The sequence below is a fragment of the Streptomyces sp. NPDC050564 genome (assembly GCF_044457265.1).
Classification (GTDB): domain Bacteria; phylum Actinomycetota; class Actinomycetes; order Streptomycetales; family Streptomycetaceae; genus Streptomyces.
The window spans coordinates 15,792-29,006 of sequence record NZ_JBITGS010000053.1 but is presented as its reverse complement, the minus strand read 5'-3'; the positions used below and the strand labels follow the sequence as shown (position 1 = coordinate 29,006).

Here is a 13,215-nt window from a genome sequence, read left to right as displayed (position 1 = left end):
CATGTCGTCCGGCGGTGGTCGAGCCGGGCCGGTTGAGGCCGCAGACGATCTCAGTCGTCTCCTCCGGCGGGGTTGGCCGGTGGAGTTGAGAAGCGGAGTTTTCATGACCCGGACCGGCTACGTCTACGTCCCTGCCCCATCCCGCGGAAATCTCGCCATCGGGATCGATCGGGGCGTGTGGGGGTGGCGGCCTGCCGCCCTGGACAAGGGCGGAGCACGGGCGACCGTGCATGCGCTGCAGAAGGACGATTTCCTGATCCTGGGGCACAAGGGGCCCAACAGCCGTGTCCAGCCGGGTGGATGGGCTGAAGCGACGCTGCGGCGGGTCGTGGTCGCGCAGGTCACCCGGCCGCTGTACCAGGATGAAGAGCCCGTGTGGCCCGATGCTGCGTATCCCGAACGCCTCGGCATCGACGTGCTCGACGAGGAGGAGCACGTGTCGGGCGCGGCCCTGGGCGCGGATGCCATGGAATGTCTGCGGCTGTCGGCGAACAAGCAGGGTGCCGCCGTCCTCCTGCCGGGCGCGGCTTCTGTCGCCCGGTTGGTTGCTGAGCTCCCGCCGGCTGACGGCAGCGTCGATCATGAGGGGCAGACGAACGCCGTCGCGCAGATCCTTGTCCGCCGCGAGCAGGCCAAGCTGCGCAGGAGGATGCTGGGCAGCGCCGAGCATGCCGCCTGCGCGCTGTGCGGGCGGGTGTTGCCGGTGCGTTTCATCCGTGCCGCGCACATCAAGCGCCGCAAGGACGCCTCCGGTGAGGAGCGTCTGTTGATGGCCAACCTCATGCCCGCCTGCCTGCTGGGGTGTGACGAGCTGTTCGAGCACGGGCACATCTATGTGTCCGACCAGGGAACCGTCGCCCGCCGCGTACGGCCCGGTGACACCGCGGACCTGGACGGTGCGGCCGCGGCCCTGGAGGGCCGCCGTGTAGCGGATCCCGGTGGTCACCGGGCGCCCTTCTTCGCCTGGCACCGCACCCACGTCGCCACCTGACCTCGGGCACGGGCGGCGCATCGGCACGGGTCGTCACGGACGCCGGTGCCCTCACGCCGAGGCAGCAGCTGACGGCACTTCACGCTTCCGGCGCCGGCGCCCCACCACTGGAGGAGCCCGCCTTCCCCGCCCCCTGGCCGTGCAGCCTCACGCCTCCTCATCCCCACCCGGCCGGCCGCCGCGCGGACGCCGTCGCACTGCAGAGGGCAGGGCCCACGGCACGACCACAACGTCCGGCAGCACACGCCTGAAGACGCCGAGCCCCCTCGGGCGAACTGGCGGCGGCGCCCGGTGCTGCCGCCGTCGAGCCCTGCAGGATCCGCGCCCCGGGTCGAAACCGCCCGGGCGAGAGAGACCGCAGTCGTGCAGGCACGTCAAACGGCAGCCCCCGTTACCTTCTAGACGGCCCCGATCTTGGGGCTCCCGGCCTTCTGGCCCGGCATGACTTTTGCCCCCTGTCGACCATGACCTGGAGGGTGGTCCTACGTTGTTGATGGGTCGGCTGGGCTGTCGTACGGTCCGGAGGATCCAGTGGCCCCGGGTATGGCTTGGGGGTGGTTGCCTTCGATGGTTCCTGTGACACCTGGCCGCCCGAGGTCGCACGACGACTCGACCACTGATGAGGAGCTGCGAGCCCACGGGTATCGCTGAGTAGGACCATGCTGGCGGGGTCGTCCGGATGCACGGAGTACGCCGAACGACCGGAGGAGCCCCATGGCCTGGCACTGGGCGGGTACCGACATCGGCAAGGCCCACCACCACACCGTCGTCCTGGACGCTGAGGGCGAGGTCCTGTTCTCGCGGAAAGTGGTCAACGACGAGCCGGAACTGCAGGACCTCATAAGCGACGTCCTGAAACTGGGTGAGGACGTCATCTGGGCCGTGGACGTCGCCGACGGCATGGCCTCCCTGCTCGTCAACGTCCTGCTCAACCATGGGCAGACGATCGTCTATCTGCCCGGCCTCGCAGTGAACCGCGCTTCAGCCGGCTACCGCGGCCTGGGGAAAACCGATGCGAAGGACGCCCGGGTCATCGCCGATCAGGCTCGCATGCGCCGTGACCTGCACGTTCTCACTCCAGAGAGCGAACTGGCTGCCGAACTACGGGTCATGACCGACCGGCGGGCTGATCTGGTCAAGGAGCGGACCCGGAAGACCAACCGCCTGCACGCGCACGTGCTGAGCATCTTTCCTGCCCTGGAACACACGCTGGAGCTCACGAACACCGGCCCGCTGGTGCTGCTGTCGGGCTACCAGACCCCTGCTGGTCTGCGGCGTTTAGGCCGCAAGCGGCTCACATCGTGGCTGCGTCGCCGCAAGGTCCGCAGCGCCGAGACGCTCGCCGATGCTGCCGTCGACGCGGCGGATCGGCAGCACACCCGTCTGCCCGGCGAGGACGTGATTGCACGCGTAGTCCGCGACTTGGCACTGGAGCTGATCGAGCTCCACGAGAAGATCCACGAACTGGACAAGCTCATCGAGATCCGGTTTCACCAGCACGAACTCGCCCCCGTGATCGCCAGCCTGCCGGGCACTGGACCGCTGCTCGGGGCCGAGTTCCTCGCCGCGACCGGTGGCAACCTGAACCGTTTCCCCAGTGCCGACCAGCTCGCCGCCTTCGCCGGCGTCGCTCCGGTCCCCCGAGACTCTGGAAACGTGAATGGCAATCTGCACCGGCCCCACCGCTATCACCGTGGCCTGCAGCGCGTCTTCTACCGCTCCGCGATGATCAGCATCCGCAGCTGCCCGGAATCTCGGATCTTCTACGACCGCAAGAGAGCCGAGAAGAAGACGCACAAGCATGCCGTCCTCGCTCTTGCCCGTCGTCGAGTCAACGTTCTGTTCGCCATGATCCGTGACCGGCGGTGCTATCAACCCCCAACTCCCGTCGCCCCTGAGGCTTGACAACAACATGAGGAGGTGTCACCGGGTCGGGAGGCGCCGGTAGATCGCTAATAGGGGCAGGAGCGCCGGTCCGCTGGCAACGCTCTTCGTAACGTGGTTGCCGGATGTCGGCGCCGTGCCTTGGCCGGGAAGACAAGACCCTCCCAGGAGGAGTGAAGTGATCGACACCCGCGACGTGGCCGTCTTCCTCGGCCTCGACGTCGGCAAGGGCGAACACCACGCCACCGGCCTCACGCCGGACGGCAAGAGCGTCATCGACAAGCCACTGCCGAACAGCGAGCCGAAGATGCGGGCCATGCTCGACAAGCTCACGGCCAAGTACGGCCGGGTCCTGGTCGTCGTGGACCAGCCCGCCTCGATCGGTGCTCTGCCGCTGGCCGTCGCCCGCGACGCGGGCTGCGAGGTCGCCTATCTGCCCGGCCTGACGATGCGGCGGATCGCGGACCTCTATCCCGGCGAGGGCAAGACCGACGCACGCGACGCGGTGATCATCGCGGACGCCGCCCGCACCATGCCCCACACGCTCCGCTCGATCGAGCTGGACGACGAGACCATCGCCGAACTCCACATGATCGTCGGCTTCGACGACGACCTCGCGGGCGAGGTCACCCGGGTCGCGAACCGGCTGCGCGGCCTGCTCACCCAGATCCACCCGCACCTCGAACGGGTCCTGGGGCCACGCATCCAGCACCCGGCCGTGCTCACGCTGCTGGAACAATTCGGCTCGCCGGGCGCGATCCGCAAGGCCGGCCGGCGGCGCCTGATCACGCTGCTGCGGCCGAAGGCGCCCAGGATGGCCGAGCGGCTGGTCGAGGACATCTTCACCGCGCTCGACGAGCAGACCGTCGTCGTCACGGGCACCGACGCGGCCGCGGTGATCGTGCCCAAGCTCGCGAAGAACCTGGCCAGCCTGCTCGACCAGCGCAAGGAACTCGCCTCGGACATCGAGGAGTTGCTCAAGTCGCACCCTCTTTCCGAGCTCCTGACGTCGATGCCGGGGATAGGCGTCAGGACCGGAGCCAGGATCCTCATCGACGTCGGCGACGGCACCGCCTTCCCCACCGCCGGGCACCTCGCCGCCTATGCCGGACTCGCCCCGGTGACTCGAAGATCCGGGTCCTCGATCCGCGGCGAGAGCCCGTCCCGCCGGGGCAACAAGCACCTCAAACGGGCGTTCTTCCTGGCCGCGTTCGCCTCGTTGTCCGACCCGGCCTCCCGGGCCTACTACGAGCGGAAGAAGGCCGAGGGCAAGCGGCACAAGCAGGCCCTGATGTGTCTCGCCCGCCGCCGCGTCGATGTCCTGTTCGCCATGCTCCGCGACGGCGCATTCTTCGAACCTCAAGCCGTCCCCCAAGCCGCCTGAAACATCACCAATCAACCGACCCGCCCCTTGACGAAAGAGATAGGGGCACCCCCCCCCGCAGCGGATCAGCGGTGCGCCTGTTCGTCCATTTCCGTCGGAAGGCCTCCAGCCCCGATCTCACCCGGACTATGCTCACCGCCATCCGCATGACGACGGGGGGCGGAGTTGGACCCGGCAGTGCTCGGCACCAGGCTCGCGTCGAGTCTTATCGGCCCGTTGGTGAAGAGGTTATTCGTACAGGAGGGATCCGGCGCCGGACTGGTAGGCAATCCTGAACGCCTGTCCGCCCTCGTGTCGTTCCGTGGCGAGAAGCGGGAGTTGACGGAGAAGGACGTGCGTAAGCTGGCCGCCCGTCTCGTCCGAGCAGCGGTCGACTCGCCCGGCGAACCCCCATTCCCCCCGGACGAGGAGACCGCCGTCACCGACGGCCTGGCCCACAAGCTCTTCGCTCTTGGCGACCTCGACATGAACGATGTCCAGGCAGTGCAGCTCGGCTACCGAGACTTGGCACACGCACTCCACCGTCAAGCCCCCACGCCTGCGGACCTCTCCGCCGACGCGTCGTACTTCCTCGAGTCACTCACGGAGTGGGCATGCCTCCACATAGTCCACTTCTTCACCCAGCGGTCCACATTCCAGGCTCGGACGCTGCTGGAGCACAGCCGCCTACTGGCGGAAATCATCGCAAAGCTCGACGAGTTGATCAGGCGCAATCCACTTCGGGGCGACCAGGACGCAGCATTCGAGGGGCGCTACCGCTCCTACATCGACAAGAAACACAGCCGCGTCACCATCTACGGAGTCGACCTGCTCCACTCCCCCGACCACTGGCCACTTGAGGGGACCTATTCGAGCCTGGAAGCCGCACTTCTCAGACCACCCACCAGCGGCCTGGGCGAGGGGCACGTTTCCGACACGGTCCGACTGCCCGCCGAGAAGCTGTTCCAGGACGGTCACGACCGAAACCTCCTGCTCAGCGACACGGGTTCGGGCAAGACAGTCCTCATCCAGTGGCTCGCGGTCGAAGCAGCACGCCAAGTGAATCAGGTCCCGTTCGTTCTTCCCCTGCGTGACCTCACCCCGGGCTCCGTGCCACCGAGCCCCGAACGATTCCTGTCGTTCGTCGGCTGCCCGTTGCAGCCCCCCGCCCAATGGGCCGAACGAGTTCTCACCAACAAGCGTGGAACAATCCTGGTGGACGGCCTCGATGCGATCCCCACTGCGGACCGACTCCGTATCCGCGGCTGGCTCGCTGACCTCATGCAGGCGTTCCCCGACAACCGCTGGCTGGTCACTTCTCGTCCCACCGCCGTGCACTCGGGCTGGTTGGCCGCCAGCGACTTCCGTGAACTGGTCCTGACCCCTATGCGGCGCACCGACGTCACCGACTTCGTGCACCGCTGGCACATGGCCGTCCAGGCAGCCGACTTGGAGGAGCCGGTCCTGCATGCCCTCCGCACCAGGCGTCATCTCACCCGCCTCGCCACCAGTCCTTTGATGTGCGCCCTGATCTGCGCCCTCCATCGCGAAGGGCACGAGTTCCTTCACTCAGACCTCAAGGGCTTGTACGACGCGGCGCTGTCCATGCTCCTCACGCGCCGCGACCGCGAGCGGGGCATGCGCCCCCTGGACGACATCGACCTGAACGAAGAGCAACAAACGGCGCTCCTCCAACGTCTCGCGTATACCTTGATCCTGAGTGGTCGTAAGGCTATGGAACGGTTCACGGCGGAGGGACTGTTGGAACGATGCCTCCCCTCGATCGCGTCGCTCGCACAGCAGAAAAACGTGACCGCAGTCCTCGACCATCTCCTCCTGCGCAGCGGTCTTCTGCGCCGGCTGCCGGACGATGGCGTTGCTTTCCTCCACGACGCGCTTCGGGACTATCTGGGCGCACAGGACGCGCTGGAGAAGGGCCACATCGACGTCCTCGCCCGGCACGCCGACGACTCCAGCTGGGAGGCGGTCATACGCATGGCAGTCGCCCACGCCCGGCCGCGGGAACGGGCGGGGTTGTTACGCCAATTGCTGGCGCGCGGCACGCCGCGATGCACGGTGCTCGCACTGGCCTGCCTGGAGCACGCCTCGCTGTTGGACCCGGTAGTGCGTCGGGAGGTCGAGTCCAAAGCGTCGGCTCTGGTCCCGCCCTGTACGGAAGAGGTCGCCAGGACGCTGACCGAGGCCGGCCCCTTGGTCCTGGAACTGCTGCCCGGCCCCGATTCGCTGAGTGACCAGGAGGCATATGCCGTAGCAGTCACCGCGTCACTTCTCGGAACTGACGGCGCATTGGCGGTGTTGCGGAGGTACAGGGAGCATCCGAGTCCCGCTGTACGTGAACAACTGGCCGGAGCCTGGTCGCAGTTCGACACCGACGTCTACTTGCACGAGGTGCTCGAGCACCTCGACCCGACCGGCCTCTCTTTGGCCATCGACCGTCCGGACCAGCTAAGGACCGCTTGCCGGCTGCCCGCTTCGTGGTCCTCCTTCCGGCTCCAGGGCCCTCATGATCCGCAGCTCCTGGAAGCGGCGCTCCCGGACGTCACGCGACAACTCTTCCTCAGCAAAAACTCACTCCTCATCGACCTGGGCCCGCTACTCACGCTGACGTCGTTGCGGCACCTCGCCCTCGACGACTGCCCTGGCGTCACAGACCTCTCCCCGCTGGCACAGTCGTGCCTTGTCGGTCTGCGCCTGGGCCGTCTTCGAGGCCTGCCCGAACTGAACGGGCTGAAGTCGCTCAGCACGCTCCGATCCCTGAGCGTCAGGCAGCAACTTCCTGGTGACGCCCTCACCGATTCCCTTCCTGTCGAAGCGGAGTTGGACTCCCTCCATCTCTCTGGGCGAGCCGCGCGCACGACAGGGTTCAGAGGCCTGTCGCACTGGAGAACCTTGCGGGAGCTGCACCTCGACCGCGGAGTCGCTCGCCCGACAACCGAGGACTGGGCCGAAGTCGCCGCCTTACCGGCCCTTGGAGACCTGTTCTTCCATCCCTCGCTCCTTTCGGGCGTCACACTCATGCCCATACTTCCTCAGGTGACCACCTTGCACATCGCTCCAGTGCGCGGCACAGAGCATCTGTCCCTGCTGTCCGAACGCCTCCCAGGTCTCAACTCCGTCGTCCTTCAGGGAGGATCCGACGCCTCGCTCCTCGCCGAGCGCTGCGCAGACCTATTCCCCCAGGCATACGTCACCGTGGAGGAGCGCTAGCGACATGGACCCGACGACCCTGGGTGTCAAGTTGGCGTCGAGCGTGGTGACTCCGCTCGTGAAGAAGCTGTTCGTGGCCGACCGTCCGGGAGCTGGGCTCGTCGACGGACCCGTACAGATCTCGGGCGTCGTGTCCTTCAAGGGTGAGAACCGCGCCCTGAGCGACAACGATCTCGAGAAGCTCGCCGCCGAGCTGGTTCGGCGCGCCGTGAAGACCGGCGAGGCGCCCCTTGCCTCGGCCGAGGAGGAGGCGGCGGTCGTCCACGCCCTCGCCAGGACGCTCCATGCCCTGGGCGACCTCGCCATGACCGACGTCGACGCGGTGAGCCTCGGCCACGGGGCCCTTGCTCTCAATCTGCGTTCCGCCAGTGGTCATCCGGAACGCGACCTCTCCACCGACGCGACCCACTTCTACGAGCGGATGCTCAACACCGCCTGCCTGCACATTCTGCACTTCCTCACGCAGCGCTCGACATTCGTCGCCCGCACGCTCGTGGAGCAGAGTCGCGGACAAGCCGAGCTCATCGCCAAGCTCGACGAGCTGGTGGCTCGGTCTCCTCGCCCAGAGGCCCGAGACGGCGACTTCGAGCACCGCTACCGCGCCTACGTCGCCGCGCGGCACTCGCATCTCACAATTCATGGAATCGATCTCGTCGACTCACCCGACCGCTGGCTCCTCGACGCCGTCTACTTCGACCTCCAGGCTGTGCGTCCCACCGCGGACGAGGAGTTCACTCCCGGTATTGCCTCGTCCGGTCCCTCGATACCCGCCGAACAAGCCCTCGCCGAGCACGGTTCGGTGCTGCTGCGTGGCGACGCCGGCTCCGGGAAGACCACACTCGTGCAGTGGCTGGCCGTCAGCGCCGCCCGCGGCCGGCGCGGGGACCACGTCCCGTTCGTCCTCCCCCTCCGCACGCTGATTCGCCACCCGGACGGATTCCCGACTCCTGACAAGTTCCTTTCCTCCGTCGCCGTGCCGTTCCACACCACTCAGCCCGACGGCTGGGCCAGCCGGGTCCTGACCACCAACCGCGGCCTCCTTCTCGTCGACGGCATCGACGAGATCCCCGAGCCGGAACGCGAACGGGCCCGCCGCTGGCTCCGCGATCTCTGCCGCGCCTACCCCGGCAACGAGTGGCTCGTGACCTCCCGCCCCTCCGCCGTACGCCAGGACTGGCTCTCGTCGGACGGCTTCACTGAACTCACACTCTCTCCGCTGGACCGCGCCGACGTGACCGCGTTCATCCGACGTTGGCATACTGCGGCGCGCCTTGATGCCCCGGACACCGACCGCATCGATAACTACGAACGCTCCCTCCTGGCAGCCGTACAGGCCAGGGCCGACCTGGGTCGACTCGCCACCAATCCCCTGATGTGCGGGCTCATCTGCGCCCTCCATCGCGACCGGCGCGGCTTTCTCCCCCATGGGAGGCAGGAGCTGTATGACGCTGCCCTCTCCCTGCTCGTCTCACGCCGTGATGTTGAACGAGGCGTCTTCGTCCAAGCCCACGGTATTCACCTCACGGAACCGCCCCAGATCCAGCTTCTCCAGTACCTCGCCTACTGGCTCATCCGAAATGACCGTGTCGAGATAGACCGCGAGCGAGCCGAATACGTCATCTCCAGGGTGCTGCCATCCATGCCTGCCACCGCGGCACAGGCCAGCGCCGGCCAGATCCTGCGCCACCTCCTGGAGCGCAGTGGTCTGCTGCGCGAGCCCACCGCTGGCACCATCAGCTTCGTCCATCGCACCTTCCAGGACTATCTGGGGGCCAGGGCGGCCGTCGAGGACGGTGACTTCGGGCTACTCGTACGCAATGCCGTCAACGAGCAGTGGGGGGATGTCGTCCGCATGGCCGTCGCCCATGCGCGTCCAAGTGAACGAGCCGAACTGCTTGGCGGCCTGAGCGCGTCGGCCGGGCGACTCGAGGAGCCGGCCAGTACGCGCGTACGGCTCCTTGCCCTCGCCTCGCTGGAACAGGCTGCGGTGGTCAGCCCCCACGTACGAGCGACGGTGGAGGGGGTCGCTGCATCCCTCATCCCTCCGCGTACGACTGCCGAAGCTCGTGCCCTCGCCGAAGCTGGCCCACTCGTCCTGGAGCTCCTGCCCGGCCCCGAGGGCCTCACCGACGCCGAGGCCAGGGCCGTCGTCATCACGGCTTCCCTGATTGGCACTGACGCGGCGATTCCTGTCCTGGCCCGCTTCCGCACGCACCCGTCCCTGTCCGTGCGGTCTCAACTCACCTGGACTTGGCACCGATTCGACACTGAGCAGTACGCGGAGGAGGTCATCGCCCATCTACGGCCGGACGACCTGTACTTCAGCGCTCATTCGCCCGCCGAGCTGCGTGCCTTGCGGGATTTGGGCGGCCCGTCCAGGCTGCAGATCGTTGGAGGCATTGCGTCGGATGACATCCGTTCCGCCCTCCAACCTGGCCAATTACGCGAACTCGTCGTACGGGACAACCCTCTCCTACGGGATCTGCACTTCCTGTCGGACCAGGAAGGTCTCACACGCCTGGATCTCAGCGGCTTCAGTCCGGACATCGACGATCTGACCCCACTCTCCGACCTGCCACTCACCTGGTTGTCGCTCAACGACATGCCTGGCTTGGCACGACCTGACGCCCTGGCCCAGGTCTCGGCCACTGTCCACTCGCTCGACCTTGGCATTCCCCTGCACGCGGACTCCCTGACCACCGCTCTTCCCAGAGAACTGCTACTGGAGTACCTGCGGTTCACCAGAAACGCGCTTGAGTCCACCAGTCTTCGTGGGCTACGCCATCTGCACTCCTTGAAGAGGCTGAGCCTTGCCAACCTTCCTTCGAGGCTCACCTCGGCCGAGTTCGAGGAAGTCGCTCAACTGCCCGCCCTGGAGGAATTGCGAGTCAACTGGAATGCGACAGGTTGGGAGGCTGGCCCTGTCCTGCCGGGCATCACCCGACTCCGCCTCAACAAGTTCACCGGGAACGAGGACCTCTCGAGAGCTCCTACCCTCTTTCCCGGGGTACGTACGGTCACCATTCACCTGGCCCCGGACGTGCCCGATGTACCGGACCATGTCCTGGCGCTCTTCCCCCGTCCTCCACTCATCAAGAGGACCGACAGCGTGCTGTGAACCACGCCGCACAGCACCACAAAACGAAAGGGCGGGCGGCTCCGAAAGCAAGGCAACCCTCGCCTAGGGTCCGAAGGAACGTGCGAGGCCCAGACCAACGGACGACGGGGATCACGCGCCGTCCCAGGAGCGCCTCGATCGGTTCATGGCCGTTGCGGTCGAGGACGAGTCGGCACAGGCTGCGCTGGAAGAGGTGTGGGCGATCACGCTCCTGCTGTGGTCCCACGCCGAGTTGACCTGCAAGTTCAACGCGATCGGGACATCGGGCAACGAGAGCGCGGTGGCCGAGGTACGGGAGGCCCCCGCTCCGGACGCTCCCCACTGCGCTGGAGGCGATCGTCGGGCGGGTCGGAAACCTTGAGCACTACGCGGAGACCGTACGCACCACCGCACGCCCCGGCGCGAAAGCCGGGGAAAGTCTCGCGCCGAAGCTTCTCCGCGCTCTCCCGGTCCCGAGCTTGTTTCCCTAGGATCCACCATCAGGCACGCACGGGGAGGCGGGCAATGGCTGACGACAACGGTTCCAGGCTTACAGACGACTCCACCAGCCCGTCGCCAGAGCCCGCAGCAAGGGGGCGTCTCAGGTCCGCGCTTCGGTGGGTTCTGCTCATCTACGCGCTGGTGGTGGGGGCCGTAGCCGGGGTGGATCTGCTCACCGGGGACGACCTGAGCATTCGTATGGACGGAGCGGTGCTCGGTTGCCTCGCTCTCGTCACCGTGCTGGGGTGCGCTGCGTCGTTTTCCGAGCATGCCACCCTGCGCCCACGGATCTTCCTGCTCGCGACCGCCGACATCTCAGCACTACTGACGAACCTGTGGCTGCTCTCCCGCATCCAGTCGAACTTCGTCTGGCAGATCCGCCTGACCCTTGTGCTGGTCAGTGTGTCTGCGACGATGCTGATCGCGGCATTCCTGGCCTGGGGGGATGTCCGGCAAGCGCGCCATGCCCGTCCCGTCCCTCAACCCGACGGCGATTCGGACCCACACCAGTCGTTGTCCGCCCGGGCCACGATGTCCGCTGGTGCACTGGGGGCCGTCGGAACGCTCCTGGCCGCAAGCCTCGCTCTCCCTCAGTTCTGGTATGCCGTGCGCTACAAGCCGTATGCCTCCGCGCCTGTCGTGTCGGCCGAGAATGAAATCAAGCAAGTACGCAATTACGGCGGCCAGTTGGAGATCACAGCGACCATCACACTGGAGAACTCCGGGGACACTCCGGTCACGGTCCTGGTGTCCATGTACGAGATCACCGGCAGCGTCGTCACCGCCGACGGCGTCCGCCGCCACCCCCACACCACCACTATGACCGATGCGGTGCGCAAAAACTACGGCCCAGTCGCCCGCTACAACACCTACGCGACCTACCCCGACCCACATCAGATCCAGGTCGGCACCGTCGTCTGGGACCACGCATGGCTCGGCCCCGGCGAAAAAACCCAAACAACCGTGCTCGCGCACGCTCCCCGAAGCCGATTCAACCTCCTGCGTATCACCACCGACGTCGCCGTGGCCCGCGCCGACCAGGTCGAGGTCGATGCGAACCCACACGGCCCCGAGCGCGACGAGAAAGACTGCGACGGCACCACCATCGTCGAAACCCGACAGCCCATCCGCCACGCCGGCCTCCTGGACCTGATGACGGAAAGCGACCGGGAACTGGTCACCCTCTGGGTGACAAGCGGAGCCAGGGACGACAAGACCCCATGGTGGCCAGCCTTTCCATGGATCAACGCCTCCCTCCAACACACCGGCCACCCCTGCACACACGCCCTCAACCAAGACGACGACGGCCTGGAATCCCGCGCCATGCTCGGATGGGCCGGCGCCATCGCCGAAGCTGGCCCACCCACCCCCCTAACCACGGGCACGCGATCTTGATGACGATCACGTGGGGTTGTCGATGCGCTGTCTCTCCCGGTGGACCAAGCAGCGTTGCAGCACCGTTCCAGCTGGTTAGATCCAGCGGCACCGGATAACGGCACCCCGCACACAGCGCAGCGGCCAACGCAGCCCGCAACCGCCCCGATCCCCGGCTGCCAGGCCTGTGCACCACCGCCCTCGAGGAACGCACGAGACGGGGATCGCCTTCATTGGCGTGTGGGACACGGTAGGTGGCACGGAGCGGGTCCTGCGGGCAGCTCATCGTCGGCTGCCCGCCGACCGACGGCACGTCCAAGGGGACCCTCTGCTCGTTCCGGCCAGGCAGATTCCGCTGCTGCAGGCGGCCGATCTCGTCGCGTATGCCGCGCACCGCTGCCCAGTACGCGCACGACGGTCCACTCGGCGTCGCGGGCATGGCCGGGGCCCGACGGCGGGCAGCCGCGCGTCTCGTCGTCGATCCTCAGGTGGTGGGTACCACCAAAGACGGCGAGCCGGTCTTTCCCGAAATCCTTCCGAACAGCGACTCCACCATCAGGTCGGGCAGCATCTGCAGCCTCGGCGCCCGAGCCGGCAAGGACGGCCCACGCACTGGCCAGACGCGTGATGCCGTCCCGTACGACAAGGGCCCTTGTGGTCTTCGCCCCTCATCGACTGACTGCCCCACCAGCGCACCGAGCAATTCGGCGAACCGCCTGATCGCCGACGCGCCACACGGTCGAGCCGCGCCTTGAGGACCATGCACGGGCATCGCAG

The 13,215-nt window shown here is 67.1% G+C and carries 7 protein-coding genes; all 7 read left to right on the top strand.

Features of this window, described 5'->3' with window-relative positions:
• Positions 1-103: 103 nt before the first annotated feature.
• The 7 genes from ACIBK0_RS46025 (at position 104) to ACIBK0_RS45995 (ending at position 12,459) form a co-directional block, all read left to right on the top strand.
• Positions 104-991 (top strand): hypothetical protein, encoded by an 888-nt coding sequence (locus ACIBK0_RS46025; protein WP_399094613.1) that lies wholly within the window; start codon positions 104-106, stop codon positions 989-991.
• A gap of 714 nt (positions 992-1,705) precedes the next feature.
• Positions 1,706-2,896, top strand: a complete 1,191-nt coding sequence (locus ACIBK0_RS46020) for an IS110 family transposase (RefSeq protein WP_399094610.1) — start codon at positions 1,706-1,708, stop codon at positions 2,894-2,896.
• Positions 2,897-3,053: 157 nt separating this feature from the next.
• On the top strand, positions 3,054-4,259 hold the full coding sequence (locus ACIBK0_RS46015; protein WP_399094607.1) for an IS110 family transposase: 1,206 nt from the start codon (positions 3,054-3,056) through the stop codon (positions 4,257-4,259).
• 177 nt (positions 4,260-4,436) lie between these two features.
• Positions 4,437-7,466, top strand: coding sequence for an NACHT domain-containing protein (locus ACIBK0_RS46010; RefSeq protein WP_399094655.1), 3,030 nt, complete (start codon positions 4,437-4,439; stop codon positions 7,464-7,466).
• Between the two features lie 4 nt (positions 7,467-7,470).
• Complete coding sequence (locus ACIBK0_RS46005; RefSeq protein ID WP_399094604.1) at positions 7,471-10,584, top strand: NACHT domain-containing protein; 3,114 nt, start codon at positions 7,471-7,473, stop codon at positions 10,582-10,584.
• A 145-nt stretch (positions 10,585-10,729) separates the two neighbouring features.
• Positions 10,730-10,945, top strand: coding sequence for a hypothetical protein (locus tag ACIBK0_RS46000; RefSeq protein ID WP_399094601.1), 216 nt, complete (start codon positions 10,730-10,732; stop codon positions 10,943-10,945).
• 143 nt (positions 10,946-11,088) lie between these two features.
• Positions 11,089-12,459, top strand: coding sequence for a hypothetical protein (locus ACIBK0_RS45995; RefSeq protein ID WP_399094598.1), 1,371 nt, complete (start codon positions 11,089-11,091; stop codon positions 12,457-12,459).
• Positions 12,460-13,215: the final 756 nt, after the last annotated feature.

What these genes read in the sequence shown, in the direction of transcription:
- ACIBK0_RS46000 (WP_399094601.1), top strand. Translation starts at nt 10,730, where the DNA reads ATGGCCGTTGCGGTCGAGGACGAGTCGGCACAGGCTGCGCTGGAAGAG.
- ACIBK0_RS46020 (WP_399094610.1), top strand. Translation starts at nt 1,706, where the DNA reads ATGGCCTGGCACTGGGCGGGTACCGACATCGGCAAGGCCCACCACCAC.
- ACIBK0_RS45995 (WP_399094598.1), top strand. Translation starts at nt 11,089, where the DNA reads ATGGCTGACGACAACGGTTCCAGGCTTACAGACGACTCCACCAGCCCG.
- ACIBK0_RS46005 (WP_399094604.1), top strand. Translation starts at nt 7,471, where the DNA reads ATGGACCCGACGACCCTGGGTGTCAAGTTGGCGTCGAGCGTGGTGACT.
- ACIBK0_RS46025 (WP_399094613.1), top strand. Translation starts at nt 104, where the DNA reads ATGACCCGGACCGGCTACGTCTACGTCCCTGCCCCATCCCGCGGAAAT.